The sequence below is a fragment of the Mesorhizobium sp. ES1-1 genome, from assembly GCF_020164785.1.
Lineage (GTDB): Bacteria > Pseudomonadota > Alphaproteobacteria > Rhizobiales > Rhizobiaceae > Mesorhizobium.
In genome coordinates this window covers 137,595-154,856 of the sequence record NZ_JAIUGX010000001.1, presented here as the reverse complement: position 1 = coordinate 154,856, position 17,262 = coordinate 137,595, and the positions used below count along the sequence as shown (strand labels likewise).

The 17,262-nt window shown below is 62.8% G+C and carries 13 protein-coding genes; 7 read left to right on the top strand and 6 right to left on the bottom strand.

Going from position 1 to position 17,262, the window contains the following annotated elements; all coding sequences use genetic code 11:
* Positions 1-134: 134 nt before the first annotated feature.
* The 3 genes from LB513_RS00715 to LB513_RS00705 all read left to right on the top strand — a co-directional run bounded on the left by LB513_RS00715 (position 135) and on the right by LB513_RS00705 (position 3,825).
* Positions 135-1,646 carry a sugar ABC transporter ATP-binding protein gene (locus tag LB513_RS00715; RefSeq protein ID WP_224661526.1) on the top strand — a complete coding sequence of 504 codons (1,512 nt, stop codon included), beginning with the start codon at positions 135-137 and terminating at the stop codon, positions 1,644-1,646.
* Between the two features lie 82 nt (positions 1,647-1,728).
* Positions 1,729-2,724, top strand: a complete 996-nt coding sequence (locus LB513_RS00710) for an ABC transporter permease (protein ID WP_224661525.1) — start codon at positions 1,729-1,731, stop codon at positions 2,722-2,724.
* Positions 2,725-2,772: 48 nt separating this feature from the next.
* Positions 2,773-3,825 carry a substrate-binding domain-containing protein gene (locus LB513_RS00705; RefSeq protein ID WP_224661524.1) on the top strand — a complete coding sequence of 351 codons (1,053 nt, stop codon included), beginning with the start codon at positions 2,773-2,775 and terminating at the stop codon, positions 3,823-3,825.
* A 70-nt stretch (positions 3,826-3,895) separates the two neighbouring features.
* Here LB513_RS00705 and LB513_RS00700 read toward each other — a convergent pair whose 3' ends face one another.
* From LB513_RS00700 to LB513_RS00685, 4 genes are all read right to left on the bottom strand, one after another.
* A complete protein-coding gene (locus tag LB513_RS00700; RefSeq protein ID WP_224661523.1) occupies positions 3,896-4,183 on the bottom strand; it encodes a type II toxin-antitoxin system RelE/ParE family toxin in 288 nt (95 codons plus the stop codon).
* Complete coding sequence (locus tag LB513_RS00695; protein ID WP_411962675.1) at positions 4,176-4,436, bottom strand: type II toxin-antitoxin system ParD family antitoxin; 261 nt, start codon at positions 4,434-4,436, stop codon at positions 4,176-4,178. The genes LB513_RS00700 and LB513_RS00695 overlap by 8 nt, the downstream gene beginning before the upstream one ends.
* A gap of 95 nt (positions 4,437-4,531) precedes the next feature.
* The gene (locus tag LB513_RS00690) at positions 4,532-6,586 is read right to left on the bottom strand and encodes a bifunctional aldolase/short-chain dehydrogenase (protein ID WP_224661521.1); all 2,055 of its coding nucleotides are present in this window, start codon (positions 6,584-6,586) and stop codon (positions 4,532-4,534) included.
* An 85-nt stretch (positions 6,587-6,671) separates the two neighbouring features.
* Positions 6,672-7,631 (bottom strand): sugar-binding transcriptional regulator, encoded by a 960-nt coding sequence (locus LB513_RS00685; protein WP_224661520.1) that lies wholly within the window; start codon positions 7,629-7,631, stop codon positions 6,672-6,674.
* A gap of 240 nt (positions 7,632-7,871) precedes the next feature.
* Between LB513_RS00685 and LB513_RS00680 the strand changes: the two genes are divergently transcribed.
* The 4 genes from LB513_RS00680 (at position 7,872) to LB513_RS00665 (ending at position 14,947) form a co-directional block, all read left to right on the top strand.
* Entirely contained in the window at positions 7,872-9,512 is a 1,641-nt protein-coding gene (locus tag LB513_RS00680; protein WP_224661519.1) for an acyl-CoA synthetase, read from the top strand.
* 251 nt (positions 9,513-9,763) lie between these two features.
* Positions 9,764-10,369 carry a TetR family transcriptional regulator gene (locus LB513_RS00675; protein WP_224661518.1) on the top strand — a complete coding sequence of 202 codons (606 nt, stop codon included), beginning with the start codon at positions 9,764-9,766 and terminating at the stop codon, positions 10,367-10,369.
* A 47-nt stretch (positions 10,370-10,416) separates the two neighbouring features.
* Positions 10,417-11,574, top strand: coding sequence for an efflux RND transporter periplasmic adaptor subunit (locus LB513_RS00670; protein ID WP_224661517.1), 1,158 nt, complete (start codon positions 10,417-10,419; stop codon positions 11,572-11,574).
* Positions 11,575-11,800: 226 nt separating this feature from the next.
* Positions 11,801-14,947, top strand: coding sequence for an efflux RND transporter permease subunit (locus tag LB513_RS00665; protein ID WP_224661516.1), 3,147 nt, complete (start codon positions 11,801-11,803; stop codon positions 14,945-14,947).
* Positions 14,948-14,995: 48 nt separating this feature from the next.
* Here the strand turns inward: LB513_RS00665 and LB513_RS00660 are convergent, their stop codons facing one another.
* Both LB513_RS00660 and LB513_RS00655 read right to left on the bottom strand, forming a co-directional pair.
* Positions 14,996-15,760, bottom strand: a complete 765-nt coding sequence (locus LB513_RS00660) for an SDR family oxidoreductase (RefSeq protein WP_224661515.1) — start codon at positions 15,758-15,760, stop codon at positions 14,996-14,998.
* Between the two features lie 333 nt (positions 15,761-16,093).
* Complete coding sequence (locus tag LB513_RS00655) at positions 16,094-17,248, bottom strand: efflux RND transporter periplasmic adaptor subunit (RefSeq protein ID WP_224661514.1); 1,155 nt, start codon at positions 17,246-17,248, stop codon at positions 16,094-16,096.
* Positions 17,249-17,262: the final 14 nt, after the last annotated feature.

Genomic DNA, 17,262 nt, shown 5'->3' with positions numbered 1-17,262 from the left:
TCTCCCTCCCGCCCATGCGTCCGATCACAGGGAAGCATCGGTCAGTTGGGCCAAGCTAGGAAGCTGTCTGGCAATTGTCAATCGTGTTGACAATTGCCGGAACAGACCATAGCGTCAGGTCTAGGGAGGAACGCATGGTCGGAAATGCCGTGTTCCGCGCGGAGGGGCTGAGAAAATCCTTTGGTCGCACCGAGGTGCTTGGCGGCGTCTCGCTGGCCCTTCATGCCGGTGAAGTGACCGTGCTGATGGGCGCCAACGGTGCGGGGAAATCCACCTTCGTCAAGATCATCAGCGGTGTCTATGAGCGCGGCGGCGGAACGATGGACCTCGCCGGGCGAGAGTTTGCGCCGACCACGCCTGCGGAGGCGATCCGCGCCGGCGTCGTGACCGTTCATCAAAACATCAATGACGGCGTCGTCGCCGATCTCGATGTCGCTACAAACCTGACGCTGGACCGGCTGAGCGGCGCGAACGCTCCGATGCTGTTCAATCCCGCGCGCGTACGCCGCGAGGCGCGGGCCGTTGCCGATCGCATGGGGCTGGCGTTCGATCTGAAGGCTCGCGTGAGCGACCTTTCCCTTGCCGATCGCCAGATGGTGGCGATCGCCCGCGCTCTGGCGCATCAGCCGAAAGTGCTGATCCTCGATGAGCCGACCTCGTCCCTGTCCAGCGCCGAAGCCGATCGGCTGTTCGCGCTGATCGACAGGCTGCGCGAACAAGGCGTGGCGATCCTCTATATATCGCACCGCATGTCGGACATCAGGCGCCTCGCGGACCGGATCGTCTCGATGCGCGACGGCGTCGTCTCGGGTGTCTTCGATAGCAAGCCGCTTGACTATGAGGGCGCCGTAAACGCCATGCTCGGCCGCAAGATCCATCTCGACCGGATCGTCGTCAGGGACTCGGCCAAGCCCATTCTTACCATTGACGGCCTGCGCATTGCGCAGGGTGCCAAGCCGATCTCGCTGACACTCGGCGACGGCGAAGTCGTCGCCATCACCGGCCTCGTCGGCGTCGGCAAGACGGCGCTTGCCGAGACGCTTTTCGGCGTGCGCAAACCTCTTGCCGGCGCGATGACCATGAACGGCATGCCCTATGCGCCGCGCTCGGCGGGAGACGCGATAGCAGCCGGGGTTTTCCTGGTCGCCAAGGATCGCGGCGAAAACGGCATCGTTGGCGGCTTCAACATCCAGGAAAATATCAGCCTGCCGTTTCACAAACGCATGTCGCGTTTCGCTGTCCTCAAGCGCCGGCTGGAACGTGCCACCGCGCGACGGCAGATCAAGGAACTGGGCATCGTTTGCAGGTCCGAGAAGGACGAGATGTCGTCCCTGTCCGGCGGCAACCAGCAGAAGGTGATGGTTGGACGCTGGATGGCGCAGGATGCAACGCTGTTCATCCTGGACGAGCCATTCCAGGGGGTCGACATCTCGGCCCGGCGCGATATCGCCGCCAAGCTGAGGGCAAGCGCCGGTGGCCGCGCCACTCTGTTGTTCGTAACCGAAATCGACGAGGCGCTGGAAACCGCCGATCGTATTCTCGTCATGTCTGAACAGACAATCGTCGGCGAACATCGCAATGCCGACGTCGATCTGGACCGTTTGCTGGCCGAGGTCGCTGGCGGACCGCTCCACAACGCGGCTTGAGCGTGGTGGGAAATTGGAATTGGAACGGAGTGACCATGGGTTCGAGTTGGATCAAGAATGCAACGGCGCGCGGGAGCGCTGAATGACGTTGCGCGATTACGCCATCCGCTATGGTTTCATCGTCCTCCTATTCGGCCTCATCGCCTATTTCGCGATCGCCGCGGATGGTTTCGTCTCGCCGCAGAGTGCCGTCTTCATCTTCCAGTCGGTCGCCATAACCGGCGTGCTCGCCCTCGGGGTCACGGCAACGCTTGTGGTCGGCGGTTTCGACCTGTCGATCGGCTCGGTCGCCACATCGGCGATGATGGCGGCTGCCTATGTCATGGTGGTGCTTGAGCAGAACGTCGTCGTCGCCGTTGTGGTCTGCCTTGTCATCGGTGCCATTGTCGGCCTGATCAATGGCTGGCTGATCGTCTATATGCGCGTGCCCGACCTGTTGGCGACGCTAGGCATGATGTTCCTGCTGGTTGGCCTGCAGCGCATCCCGACCGAGGGCCGCTCGATCGCCACCGGCATGACTATGCCGGACGGGTCGGTCGCCAACGGCAAATTCTCCGAAGCGTTCCTGGCGCTCGGCCGTCACCGTTTCGATTTCTTCATCCCGAACCTCATCCCCGTGTCCGTCGTCGTGCTCCTTGTGCTGGCGGTGCTGATCTGGTTCTTCCTGGAATACACCCGTTTCGGCCGGATGATGTATGCCGTCGGCAGTAATGAACGTGCCGCTGAACTCGCCGGCGCGCCTGTCAAGGCATACAAGATCTGGGCCTACGTCATTTCAGGAGTTTTTGCCTCGATCGGCGGCATTTTGCTCGCCGCCAGGCTTGGACGCGGCGACATTGCGTCGGGTAATAATCTGCTGCTCGATGCGGTCGCCGCGGCGCTGATCGGCTATGCGGTGCTGGGCGCCGCCAAGCCGAACGCCTTCGGTACCGCCGTCGGCGCGCTGTTCGTCGGTATCCTGCTGCAAGGCCTGACGATGATGAACGCGCCCTACTACACGCAGGATTTCGTCAAGGGCGTCGTTCTGGTCATCGCCCTTGTCTTTACCTTTGCCCTTTCGGGCAGGGGCAGGAGATAGTTCGACCGGGACGGAATTTTGGGTTCAACAAGAGTGGAGGAAAACGATATGAACATTACAAGAAGACTTCTGGGGAAGGTCGCGCTCGGTCTGGCCGGCGCCACCATGCTGATGCAGGTTCCCGCGCTTGCCGCCGACAAGCCGGCGCCTTTCGATAAGCCCGGCGTCAAGATCGCGCTCGTCCGCTATCTTTCGACCGGCGATTTCTTCCAGGCCTATCTCTCTGGCGTGGAGTCACAGTCCAAGGCGCTCGGTATCGACCTGCGCGTGCTCGACAGCCGCCAGGACGCCGCTCTTCAATCGGACATGGTCGACCAGGCCATCGCGCTCGGGGTGCAGGGCATCATCATCCAGCACGGCCTGACGGAATCGATGAAGGACGCCGCGCAGCGCGCGGTCGACGCCGGCATCAAGGTCGTGGCGTTCGACGTCAATGTCGAAAACCCCAAGATCCCGCAGATTGAGCAATCGGACAAGGATCTGGCGCGCCTCGCACTCGAGCAGGCGGTCAAGGACAATGGCGAGAGTTGGAAGGCGGGCTATGTCTACGTCGCCGGCATCGCGCCGCTCGACCGCCGCAACGAGACTTGGGTCGACGTCAAGAAGAAGTACTCGGGCATCAGCGAAGTCGCCATGTTCGGTACGCTCGACAACCCGATTGCCAACTCCGTTGCCAATCAGGCGCGCTCTGTGCTTCAGGCGCATCCCGACATCAATGTGATGTTCGCACCCTATGATGAATTCGCCAAGGGCGTGAAGATCGCCGTCGACGAGGCCGGCCTGAACAAGAAGATCAAGATCTACTCCGCCGACATCTCGACCTCCGACATTGCCGCGATGCGCGAGCCCGACAGCGCCTGGGCGGCCACCGCCGCAACCAACCCGGCCGTCGTGGGTCAGGTTTCCGTGCGTGCCCTGGCGCAACTGCTGGCCGGTGAAGACCCCGGCCACAACGTCGTTGTACCGCCGACGCTGATCACCCAGAAGGACCTCCTCGACAAGGACATCAAGAACATGGAAGACCTGTCGGCCAAGCTGCCACAGTTCGCCCATGCCGATGTCGCGATGCCGGCCTGGATGCCGAACCCGAACGCCAAGTAGGAACCATCCTCACAAACGAAAAGGGCGGCTCAGGAGCCGCTCTTTTCTTATGTGTCCGGAGTTCATGCGGCTACAGCCAGTGCTCTGGATCGCGCATCCCGTGGACAATCGCCGCAACCAGAAGGCCGTCCGGCTGCGGTTCGTAGATAATGATATAGCGACCCTCGACGAGCACGCGGGCAGTCGCGCTTAACTCCGGCCGGGCCGTGCCCATATTGGGGTGCTGGCTCGCCAGCTCCAGCCTGTCAAAAATGCGCAAAAGCACTTTGTCTGCTGCCTTTTCGCTGTCGATTGCAATGGTTTGCCAGATGTCTCGCAAATCCTGCGAGGCTCGTGGTGTGAACCGATATCTAGCCACGGGCGCGGCGTTCTTCCTTCAGACTGCGTATAAACTCAGCGGGTTCAATCCCTACGGGCTTGCCGCTGGCCATGCCATCGGCATAGGCGCGTTTCAGGTGCTCAAGCTCTAGCGCGCGCAATTCCTCGCGCTGCTCCCACAGGCGAAGAGCATCGCGGACAATCTCGCTGTTGGAGGCATAGGCACCACCTTCGATGGCGCTTTGCAGGCGCGCACTCTGCTTCGCGGTGAGGGAGATGGTGAGGGTGCGCATCGGTTCGGCTTTCATGCCGGTCCTATACCACGCCTCACAGATCCTAACAATATTTGTTAGATTGCCCCGCCTTGCGGCATGGGCAATCAAGCCATCTACCGCAGCGCCGCCGCGATGTTGCCGCCGTCGACTGTCGTCACATCGGCGGTGGTGCGGTCGGCCAAGGCATGATGCAGGAATGCCTGGGCCACGTCCTGCGCGGTCACTTCCTGGCCGAGAAGATTGCCCGACATGTAGTCCTTCTCCGACAGGCCGCGTGCGCCCGAGCGGCTGGCGATCATGGCGTCGGTCAACAGACCCGAGCGGATGCGGTCCGCGTTGACGGCGTTCGAACGGATGCCATAGGCGCCGTAGTCGAGCGCATACTGCCGGGACAAAAACAGCGTCGCCGCCTTCGGCAGGCCGTAGGCGCCGAACTTCGGTCCCGGATTGACCGCCTGCTTGGACGTGTTGAACAGAAGCGCACCGCCGGTGCCCTGTTCCAGCATGATGCGTACCGCATTCTGCGCCACCGACTGATGGGCGAAGAAATTCAGCTCGAAACTCTTGCGCAGCAATGCGTCGTCGAGTTCGCCGATCCGGCCTTCCCAGGCGGCGCCCGCATTGGACACCAGGATGTCTAAGCCCCCGAACATGGCGACTGCCCTGTCGAAGGCGGCGCGGACCTGGGCCGGATCGGTGATGTCGGCAGCGACGCCGATCGAATTGTTGCCGGCCTTCTTGGCGGCGTCGGCAGCCTTTTCGGCATCAAGATCGACCACGACGACATGGGCGCCATTGTCGGCGAAGAGCTTTGCCGTCGCCGCGCCGATCGCGCCAGCGCCGCCGGTGACCAGCATCACCTGGCCGGTCAGTGGCTTCGGCTTGTTGGAGGCGAGTTTGGCCTGTTCCAGCGACCAGTATTCGAGCGGAAACAGATCGGCCTTGGATAGGGGATGGAAGCGGCCGACCGCCTCTGCGCCGCGCACCGCCTCGATCCACATCTCGCCGACATCCGACGCGATCCTGGCGTCCTTCAGCGTGCGGCCATGGCCGAACATGCCGAGCCCCGGCACCAAGGTCAGGCGCGGCATCGGATCGAGCATGGTGCGCTTGACGTCGTCGAGCGCGTCGTTGACCTCGAAATAGGCGCGGTAGTCCTTGGCGAATGTCTCGACGTGGCTCTTGATCAAAGTCTTGTAGTCGTCGATCTGGTCGGCGTCCGGCGCCGGCAATGCCATTGGACCGGTCTTGATGCGTATCGACAGGTCGGGTGTCGAGACGCCCCGTCCGGCGAGGTCGGCAATCCCGGCCAAACCGATGAAGTCCACGATCGCGTCCGAAGTGCGGAAGTCGCTGATCATGCGGTCGAAGCGGCCTTCGCCGCGCGGCACCGCGACCGCGCCGCGCAGCATCGGCGCGATGGAAGCCGGCGTTGCGAGCCTTGCTGGCAGCGCCGCCCGGGCCGCTTGCGGCTTGGCGTTCCTGGCGACGTATTCCTCCGCCACGTTCACATAGTGGATCATCCGGTAATAGGCCTGCCGGGCATCGTCTCCGAAGGTGAAGATGCCGTGCTTGTCGAGGATCAGGCCTTCAACGGTCGGATCGGCATCGAACACATCGGCCGCCGCCTTGGCGAGGTCGAAGCCTGGCATGATGTAGGGCACGTAGCCCATCTTGCTGCCGAACACCGTTTTCACAAGCGGCTTGGAGTCTTCCTGGTCGACAATGGCCAGAATGGCGGTGGAGTGGGTATGGTCGATGAATTTGTGCGGCAGGAAGGCGTGCAGCAGCGTCTCCACCGAAGGGTTCGGAGACGACGGGTCGATGAGGTTGGCGCGCTGCAGCGCGACCATGTCCTCGTCGCCCAATCTGCTCAGCGAGCGCGCCTTCAGTAGCGGCTTGAGCTTGACGGCGGGCAGGCCCTGGGGCTCGATGACGCCCATGTCCCAACCGCTGCCTTTCACGCACAGCACATCCCACTCGTCTCCGACAAGGTCGGTCGCGACGGTCTTGCAGGATGTGTTGCCCCCGCCATGCAGTACGAGCCGCGGTTCGCCGCCCAGCAGGCGTGTCGTGTAGACGCGCAAGGCGAGATCACGGCCGACACCCTTCTTCGCATAATCGGCAACGAGTTGTTCGGCCGCGTCGTCGTTCCACAGGTTCTTCATGTTGGTTTCGTCCGGTTTGCTGTCGTTTTTCGTGAACAGGAATGCCGCGACGCCGTGATGACAAGCGCCGGCAAATGGTTGTTATTCAGGATGCCGTCGCTGCTTCCGCATGGTCCAGCAGCCGCTGCGCCATGCGCGCGCCCACCACCAGATGGGTACAAAGCCCGCCCTTGATCGCGGCCAGTAGCGGTTCGAGCTTGCTGTCCTCCTGCACGACCATCAAGCGTTTGGTGATGGCGCGCAACGAAGACAAATCCGCGGAGATCACTCGCCTGTTGTAGCTGCAATCGAGCATCGATCCGTCCGCGTCGATGATCTGTCCCGCTATCACTCCAGCGGCGCCCTGTTTGCGCAGATCGGCCATTTCCCCTGGCGTCAGCGCCCCGCACTTGACGAGATGACTGTCGGCGTCGACGGCGCCAACCGAGTACAGGGCCAGGTCGCAGTCGCCGATGTTGGACAATTGTTCCCGGATCACCGGCTCGTCCCGCAGAGCGCGAGCCAATTCTTCGGTCGACAGCACAAGCGGCGCGTAGAAGTTGAGACCTTTGGCATTCAGCCGCCTCGCTATCTCCATCGTGCACTGGTCGGGCCGGTAGAAATAGGGCGCTCCGAGATTGCCGCAGAGCTGAACCACGGTGACATCCTGCAGGTCGGCATAGGGCATGATGTCGGCGATCGTGTAGACGGTGCGGCCCCAGGCCACTCCGATGCGGTCGCCCTTCTTGACGAGTTCCAGGAATACACTCGCGCCCAGGACAGCGATCTCAGTCGATGCGTCGGTGACCTGGTCGTTCTCCGACGCGATCCAGATCGCGTCGAGCTTCAGCGCATCCTCCAGCTTGCGCGCCATCACATCGTCGGTGAAAAGCTGCGTCGAGGTCGATATGTTGACGATGCCGGTCTCGCGCGCCCGACGCAGATACATCGCCACCGAGGCGCGGGAAATGTTAAGCTGGCTCGCCACCTGGTCCTGCCGCAGCCCATGCGCGTAATAGAGCCAGGCGGCCTTGTGAATCAGCTGTTCTGCAGGTCGGATCGCCATGCCGTCTCCTCGGCTGACATTATTCACGGCCGTCGACAAAAGTCAAACCGAGCAAGGTCATCAATTCCCTTCAGACCGTCGATTGCGCATGGTTTTTTGGCCAATTCCCTTCGGCTTGGCACCGCCGATGGTGACGCAGGCCGGACGCCCGATTAGAAGGGTTTGGAAAGACATCACGGCGGTGGTCCATATGGGCCGTCGGGGCTGTCAGACTTGTTCTTAGGGCACGGGGAGAACGGCATGGGCAATCCTTATGAACAGGATCTCGACAAGAATGCTGCAAACCACCAGCCGCTGACCCCGCTCAGCTATCTGGAGCGCGCGGCGAAGACTTATCCTGATCATCTCGCCATCATCCACGGCAAGCAGCGCATCGATTATCGCACCTTTTGGCAGCGCTCATTGAAGCTTGCCTCAGCCTTGCAGAAGCGCGGCGTCGGCAAGGGCGACACGATTACGGTCATGCTGTCCAACACGCCGCCCATGCTGGAAGCGCATTTCGGCATCCCGATGACCAAGGCCGTGCTGCATTCCCTAAACACCCGTCTCGATGCCGCTGTCATCGCCTTTCAGCTCGACCATGCCGAGACCCGGGTGCTGATCGTCGATCGCGAGTTCTCGGACGTCATGCGGCAAGCGCTTGATCTGACAAGGGTCAAGCCGCTCGTGATCGACTATGACGATTCCGAATACGCCGTTGACGCACCCTACCCGAAGGGCGAGCGGATCGGCACCCTGGACTATGAGGCGTTTGTCGCCGAAGGCGATGAGGATTTTCCTTGGGCGATGCCGGATGACGAGTGGGATGCGATTTCGCTCAACTACACATCGGGCACCACGGGCAATCCCAAGGGCGTCGTCTATCATCATCGCGGCGCGGCGCTGATGGCCTACACCAACACAATCCATGCCGGGATGGCCAAGCATGCGGCCTATCTGTGGACCCTGCCGATGTTCCACTGCAATGGTTGGTGCTTTCCCTGGACGCTCGCCGTGCAGGCCGGCACCCATGTCTGCCTGCGCTGGGTACGGCCGAAGCCGATCTACGATGCGATCGCCGATCACGGGGTGACACATTTGTGTGGCGCGCCCGTGGTCATGTCCGTGCTGATCAACGCCCGGGCCGAGGACAAGCGCGCCTTTCCGCAGACCGTCACCTTCAACACGGCGGCGGCGCCACCGCCGGAATCCGTGCTGTCGGGCATGGCCGAAGCCGGCTTTGCGGTAACCCATCTCTATGGCCTGACCGAGACCTATGGCCCGGCCGTCGTCAACGAATGGCATGCGTCCTGGGACGACCTTAAGAAGCAGGACCGCAGCGCCAGGAAGGCGCGCCAGGGCGTGCGCTATGCGGCGCTGGAGGGCCTGACCGTGATGGACCCGGAGACGATGCGGTCGACGCCGGCGGATGGCGAAACCATCGGCGAGGTCATGTTTCGCGGCAACATCGTCATGAAGGGCTATCTGAAGAATCGCAAGGCGAGCGACGAAGCCTTTGCCGGCGGATGGTTCCATTCCGGCGATCTCGGCGTCATGCATCCGGACGGCTATATCCAACTCAAGGACCGTTCAAAGGACATCATCATCTCGGGCGGCGAGAACATCTCGTCCATCGAAGTCGAGGAAGCGCTCTACAAACACGCTTCGGTTGCGTCCTGCGGCGTGGTCGCCCGGCCGGACGGGAAATGGGGCGAGGTGCCCGTAGCTTTCGTGGAACTGAAGCCGGGCGCCATTGCGACCGAGGCAGAGGTTATCGAGCACTGCCGCGCTCTGCTTGCCCGATTCAAGGTGCCGAAAGCGGTGACTTTCACCGAAATCCCGAAGACCTCGACCGGCAAGATCCAGAAATTCCGGCTGCGGGAGATGGCGAAGGCGACGTAAGCGCCGAGATGCTACGGTGCGACGCTTCAGGTTCTCAGACGGGTCGCTGCGCACCTCATTGGCCCTGTGATGGCAATTGCTTGGGCCGGCTGCGATCGCCGCGCCCGATCCTCTAGGGACTGTCTCGTACTGTCTCCTGTCACCATCTGTCACCAATTATACGCGTACGACGAATCCGCATTGACATCTGCTGTCGTGCGATTTACGAGTGACGAAATTCGAAATTCGTCACTCGTAAAGCAACAGGGTCAATGTCTGAAGCCTCGAATTTAGTCGTAGACGCCAGCCGACAGGAAAATGTGACGCGCATCCTCGACTGCGCCGAGCGCCTCTTCCGTCACTATGGCTATGGAAAGACCAATGTCGCGGACATCGCCCGAGAACTTGGCATGTCGCCGGCCAACATCTACCGGTTTTTCGCCTCCAAGGTCGAAATCCATCAGGCGATCTGTGGCCGCATGCTCGGCGCCAGTTACCAGATGGCCTACGAGATTTCGCACTTGCCCATCAGCGCCGAGGAGAGGCTCCGGCGCTACGTTCACGCGCAGTACAAGATGACCCTGGAAGTGATGCTGGACGAGCAGAAGGTCCACGAGATGGTCATCATTGCGCTCGAACGCGACTGGGCCGTGATCGACAAGCATGTCGATAGCATTCACGACCTCTTGGCCGAAGTGATCCGCGACGGAATCGAAGCCGGCGAGTTCAGACAACAGGATCCGGTGATCGCATCGCGCTGTTTCGGCGCCGCCACGGTCATCCTATGCCATCCGCAGATGGTGGCGCAGTGCCTCGCCAAGACGAACCGGGCGATGCCCGACGACCTCATCGACTATGCCATCAGAGCCTTGAAATAATGCCGGTTTCCGGCGCCAACAGTAATCTCCATCTCGGGAGTACGCGCGTGTCTTCGTTCAACTCGATCATCGGCAGGCTACCGGCGGCTGGTTCGCTGCTGCTTGTCGCCGTCACTCTGGGGCTCGCCGGCTGCAGCCAGGAAAAAGCGGAGGTCAAGGACGTCATCCGTCCGGTCAAGGTCGTCGAGATCGCCCAGGCTCATGACACCCGCACCCTTTCCTATTCGGGGTCGGTGCGGGCCCGTACTGAAAGCGCATTGGCTTTCCGGGTCAACGGCAAGATCACCGAGCGCCTTGTCGACATCGGTCAGCACGTGGGGTCCGGTGATGTGCTCGCCCGCATCGATCCCACCGACTACGATTTGTCGGTCAAGAGCGCGCAGGCCGCCCTCGATGCGGCCGAGCGGCAGGTGGAGACCGTCGAGCTTGCCCGCAAGCGGGCTGAGCAGCTCTTCGCCAAGAATTTCGCGCCGAAATCGCAGCTCGAACAGGCGACGCTCACCTATGACCAGGCGGTTGCCACGCGCGACTCCGCCCGTTCTTCGTTTGACCAGGCGAAAAATCAGGTCGGCTATACCGATCTCAAGGCCGACACGGCCGGCATCGTCACGTCAGTCAATGCCGATGTCGGCCAAGTGGTCGGCTCGGGCACGCCGGTCGTCACCGTCGCGGTCGACGGTGAAAAGGAAGTGCTGATCGCGGTGCCGGAAATGGAGATCGCACAATTCAAGCCGGGCAAGGTCGTCAAGGCAGGCTTCTGGTCCGACGATGCGCTGGCGCTTGAGGGCAAGGTGCGCGAGGTCGCCGGCAGCGCAGATCCGCAGTCGCGCACCTTCGCCGTCCGCGTCAGCCTGCCGGACGATCCACGCGTGCTGCTCGGCATGACCGCCTCCATCGAAGCGTCCGCCGCCAACGAACGGCAACAGGTTTCGATCCCGTTGAGCGCGTTGGCCGAGCAAGGCAGCCAACCGATCGTCTGGACAGTAGATCGTAGCGCGGACACAGTTCACGCACGCAAGGTGAAAGTCGCCGCGTTCGCTGCCGACGGCGTGCGCGTGGCGGAAGGATTGAAACCCGGCGATGTCGTGGTTGCGGCCGGCACGCAGTTCATGACCGAGAATCTCAAGGTGAAGCTCGCCGCCGACACCGTCCTGCAATCGGCTTCGGCGGCCGGCGACGGCGGCGACGCCAAGCAGGTGCGATGACAACTGAACCGGCCGCGCGTTCCCGCGGCCGCTGGTTTCCGGGCGACAAGCTCGAACCGAGGCGCTCGCTTGATGTGACCCCCCGCGCGTCAAGTCTTGCGTCCCAATCGCGGTAAGCGTTCACCGCTCGGTGAGCCTTGTCGCCCGGAAGCCACCATAAAGTCCCAGGAATACACGCGCCGAAATTGCCGCCGCGCCGACGATCAAACGAAGTGGACGAACACCGATGACCAATTCCACGGAAGAGAAGCGGCCCTTCAACCTGTCGCGCTGGGCCATCGGCCACCCCGCCATTGCGCGGTTCCTGTTTGGCCTGATCATCATTTCGGGCGCGCTCGGCCTGATGCGGATGGGCCAGAAGGAAGATCCCGATTTCACCTTCCGCGTCATGGTCGTCCAGGCGATCTGGCCCGGCTCCTCGATCCAGGAGATGGAAGATCAGGTCGTCAACAAGATCGAACGCAAGCTGCAGGAAACGCCGCATCTAGACTTCGTGCGCTCCTTCACGCGTGCCGGCAGCGCCATCATCACCGTCCAGATCAAGGGCGACACTAATGCGGCGGAAGTCAATGACGCCTTCTACCAGGTGCGCAAGAAGGTCGGCGATATCGCGGGCGAGCTGCCGCAAGGCCTGCTTGGCCCCTATTTCAACGATGAGTTCGGCGACACGTTCATCACCCTGCATTCGATCAGCGGCGACGGCTTCACCTATCCGGAGTTGAAGAAGTTCGCCATCCAGGCGCGCGACATGCTGCTGACGACGGCCGGCGTCGAGAAAGCCGTCATAATCGGCGACCAGCCGGAGAAGCTCTATATCGATGTCTCGTCCAAGGCGCTGGCCGAACGCGGTCTGACGCTGGTGGATTTGCAGAACGCCATCAAGGGACAGAACACTGTCGATCCGGCCGGCTCGGTCGATACGGGTACCAACTCGGTGCGCATCTCGGTCGAGGGCGACGTCAGTAAGGTCGAGGACATCAGGAACCTGCGCCTTCGCGCCGGCGGCCAGGTCACCCGGCTGGGCGATATCGCCACGGTGACTTCGGGACTGGAAGATCCGTTCCAGCGCAAATACCGCTTCAACGGCCATGATAGCGTGCAGCTCGGCGTCGTGATGGCCAAGGGCTTCAAGGTCACCGATGTCGGCAAGGATGTCGAGGCGACCTACAAGCGCTTCGAGGAGGCGCTGCCCTATGGCGTGTCGGTAGACCAGATATCCGACCAGCCGGAGGTCGTCAGGGATGCAGTGAGCGAATTCATGCATGCGCTGGGCGAAGCGCTGCTGATCGTGCTGGTCGTCTCTTTCCTGTCGATCGGCTGGCGTTCGGGCCTCGTCATCGCCATCGCCATTCCGCTTGTTTTGGCGGCAACCTTCGCCATCATGTACGAGCTCGGCATCGACCTGCAGCGGATTTCGCTCGGCGCGCTGATCATTGCGCTGGGCCTGCTTGTCGACGACGCGATGATCGTCGTCGAGATGATGGAGCGCAAGCTGGAGGAGGGTCTCGTCAAAATCGAAGCGGCGAGCTTCGCCTATTCCTCAACCGCCTTCCCGATGCTGACCGGCACCCTGATCACCACCGCCGGCTTCATCCCTGTCGGCTTCGCCGCCTCCACGGCGGGCGAATATGTGCGCACCCTGTTCTACGTCGTCGGCATCGCCCTGGTCGTGTCCTGGTTCGTGGCGGTCTATTTCACGCCCTGGCTGGGCTACATGATCCTCAAGCAGCGCAAGCATGCTGGCAGCCATCACGACGCTTTCGACACGAGCTTCTATCGCCGGCTGCGCGCCACCGTCGGTTGGGCGGTGCGGCATCGCATCATCGTACTCGTGATGACGCTGGTGACCTTCGGCACCAGCCTGTGGGCGTTCCAGTTCATCCCGCAGAACTTCTTCCCGCAATCGTCGCGACCCGAGATCCTCGTCGACCTGTGGCTGCCGGAAGGCACCAGCATCAAGGAGGTCGAGACGCAGGCCAAGGCGCTCGAAGCCAGGATGATGGACGACACCGACAAGCGCTTCATCGCAACCTATATCGGCGAAGGCGCGCCGCGCTTCTTCCTGCCGCTCGACCAGCAACTGCGCAATCCGAACTTCGCCCAGCTGCTGGTTATGGCCAATGACGAACCGGCCCGCGAAAGGCTGATCGTCAAGCTGCGTGGCATTCTGGCGCAAGATTTCCCCTCGATCCGCGCCAAGGTCGACCGCCTCTTCCTCGGACCGCCGACCGGTTGGCCGGTGCAGATGCGCGTCATAGGCCCCGACAGGCAGGAAGTGCGACGCCTCGCCGATCAGGTGAAGGCGAAATTCCGGGAAGATCCGCTGCTCGGTGCCGTCCATGACGATTGGCTCGAACCGGTGCCGGCGATGAAGCTGGTCATCGACCAGGATCGCGCCCGCGCGCTCGGCGTCACCTCGCAACGCATCCGCCAGATGCTGCAGGCCACCATGTCCGGCGCGCCGCTCGACGACTTCCGCGACGGCGAGGAGACGGTGTCCATCGTCGCCCGCGAGCCCGATGCCAGCCGCAGCCTGCTCTCCTCGGTCGACTCTGTCTATATCCCGACCGATTTCGGCGGCTTTGTGCCTCTTTCGCAAGTTGCCAAGGTGGTGCCGGTGCTGGAGCAAGGGATCGAGTGGCGGCGCGACCGCCTGCCGACCATTAGCGTGCGCGCCACGCTGCCCGACGGCGTGCAGTCCAATGACGTCGTCACCAGGCTCTACAAGAGCATGCAGGGCCTGCGCGATGGTCTGGCGCCCGGCTACAAGATCGAAATCCAGGGCGGTGCTGAGGATTCTGCCGAAAGCCAGGCTTCGATCGCCGCCAAGGCGCCGGTCATGCTGGCTGTCATCGTCGTTCTTCTGATGATCCAACTGCAGAATTTCGGCAAGGCGATGCTGGTGCTGGCCACCGGTCCGCTCGGCATCATCGGTGCCGCGGCCGCCCTTCTGATCAGCGGCGCGCCGTTCGGTTTCGTCGCCATTCTCGGCGTCATCGCACTGCTCGGCATCATCATGCGCAACTCGATCATCCTGGTCGACCAGATCGACCAGGACATAGCCAGGGGCATGGACCGTTCGGAGGCCATCATCGGCTCGGCGGTGCGCCGCTTCCGGCCGATCGTGCTGACCGCCATGACGGCGGTGCTGGCGCTGATCCCCATCTCGCGCGCCGTGTTCTGGGGGCCGCTCGCCTATGCCATGATGGGCGGCATCCTGGTCGCCACCGTGCTCACCATCCTGGTGCTGCCGGCGGGCTACGCCCTGTTCTTCGGCCGCGAGCCGCGCAGCCGGGGGAGCCAGCCGGAAGCCGAGGTAACGACAGCGGACAACGCCGCGCCGCCCCCGCAACTCGCCTTGGCCGCGGAGTGAAGAGCTCCGGATCGGCCTGGGACGTCCCAGCCCGATCGCCTTGCCCGACTACCAGCAGACGTAGCCGCCGTCGGCGATCAGGTCGAGGCCGGTGACGAAGCTGGAGGCACGGCTGGCCAGGAATATGGCTGGCCCGACCATCTCCTCCGGCTCAGCCATCCGTCCCATCGGTGTGTCTCGTTTGAAGATCTTGATTTCCTCGGCGACTTCCGGCCGCCGGTTCATCGGCGTCAACGTGTAGCCCGGGCTGAGGACATTGACGCGCAGCCCCCGGGCTGCCCATTCCATGGCGAGGCTTTTCGACATGTGGATGACGGCGGCTTTTGAGGAATTGTAATGCGCCTGCGTCAGGCCCCGGTTGGCGATGGTTGCCGACATCGACGCGATGTTGATGATGGCTCCCCTGCGTCTCGGCAGCATCTTGCGCGCCTCGGCCTGGCACGAAAGGAACACGCCTGCGACATTGACGTCATGCACCTTGCGCCAGGCATCGAGCGACAATGTTTCGGCCGGCTCGGAGCCGGCGATACCGGCATTGTTGACGGCAACGGTCAGCGGGCCGAGTTCGGCCTCGACGCGGTCCATTGCCGCCGCAAGGTCGCTCTCGGATGTCACCGTGCCGGCCAGCACCAGGGCCTTGCGGCCGAGTGCCGTTATCCTCTGCGCAGTTTCGTCCAACCCGCCGTTCGACGCATGGCCGAAGCAGGCCACATCGGAGCCGGCCTCCGCCAAGCCGATCGCGATCGCCTGGCCAATGCCGCTGCCTGCTCCCGTCACCAGAGCGACATCGCCGTCCAGCCTGAAAATGTCCATTTGGCCCTCCCTGCGTGCCGCAAGGGTATGCAGGGAACCACGCCTCTTTCAAGGGCAATACAGGCAATTCAGCAGAAAGCCGGAGCTACCTAGCAATTCGGTGCAGGGTATGAGCGTTTTCGTTCGGGCCGATGGCGTCGGAGAGGTCGGCGTGGGCATCGCCCTGGGCGGCGGGTCGAGACGCGCGCCGACCTGGAGACCGCGCTGCTGATCGCGCCATCTAACGCCCTGTTCGCGTGGAACTGCTGGCGTTGGGTCGACCATTTAAGATAGCGGCGCCCGCGACCTTATGTAGGGTCGGGGCGCCGCTGAGGCCGTTCCTGACGGGGGTGTTCAGGTTGCCGGCTTTTCCGGTAGCGGAGAGATCGGCATTCCTGGTCCGATCTTCTGCAGATTGCCCGTGATGACTTGATCTCCCTCGGCCACGCCGCTCAGGATCGCTACCTGATCGCCGTTGACTGGACCGAGCGAAACGATGCGCTGGTCGACCGTGTTGCCCTTGCCGACGACATAGAGATATTTGCCGAGCTGGCTCGATCCCAACGCAGTCTGCGGCACCATCAGCGCATCGGCCTGCTGTTTCACATGCAGCCGCACGCGGACATACTGACCAGGTAGCAGCGTGAACTTGCCATTGCCGATCGTCGCCCGCGCTGTGATCGTGCCCGTCGAGCGGTCGATGGAATTGTCGATGAAGGTGAGTTCGCCCTTCTGGCTGGCGCCTGTCTCGCCAGGCAGCAGGACTTCGACCTCAATCGGACCTGCAGCGCGGGCCTGCTCGATCTGGGCCAGGTCCGTCTCGCTCGGGTTGAAAGTTACGTAGATCGGATCGAGCTGCACCAGTGTGTTGAGCACCGTGCCGGCGACGCTGACCAGCGTTCCCACCGACGCCTGGCTATGGCCTAGGCGCCCGGGAAACGGCGCGCGAATCTCGGCGTAGCTCAAGTTGAGCTCGGCGGTGCGGACGGCAGCCTGGTTGAGGGCCAGCGATGCCTGCGCCTCGCGCAAAGTGCTGGTGCGCTGATCGAAGCTGTCCTTGGCCAGATAGCCGCTCTTGGCGAGTTCGGTGCCCCGGCCGAGATTGGAGCGCGCATAGTCCAGCGTTGCCGTATCGCGCTGCACCTGCGCTTTGGCTTGGTCGAGCGCGGCCCTGAAGTCGTCAGGCGCGATCTTGTAGAGCAGGTCGCCTTGACGCACATCGACACCGTCGGCGGCCGTCTGCTCCTGCAGATAGCCCGGCACCCTGGCCTGCAGCGTGATGCTGCGGATGGGCTCCGTCCGGGCGGCGTAGTCGAGGTAGATCGGGATCGTCTTCTTGACGACGCTGACCACCGGCACCGGCATGACGAATGCCGCCGGAGCGGGCGTCGCCGCGCCGGCCGTGCCGGCATTGAGGCTGAGATTGCCCATGTCGAGCAGGTGGACGCTGGCAACCGAGATCGCTCCCAGCGCGACGGCCGTTCCCAAGGCGATTTTCCATTTACGCATGATAGTCTCCAATC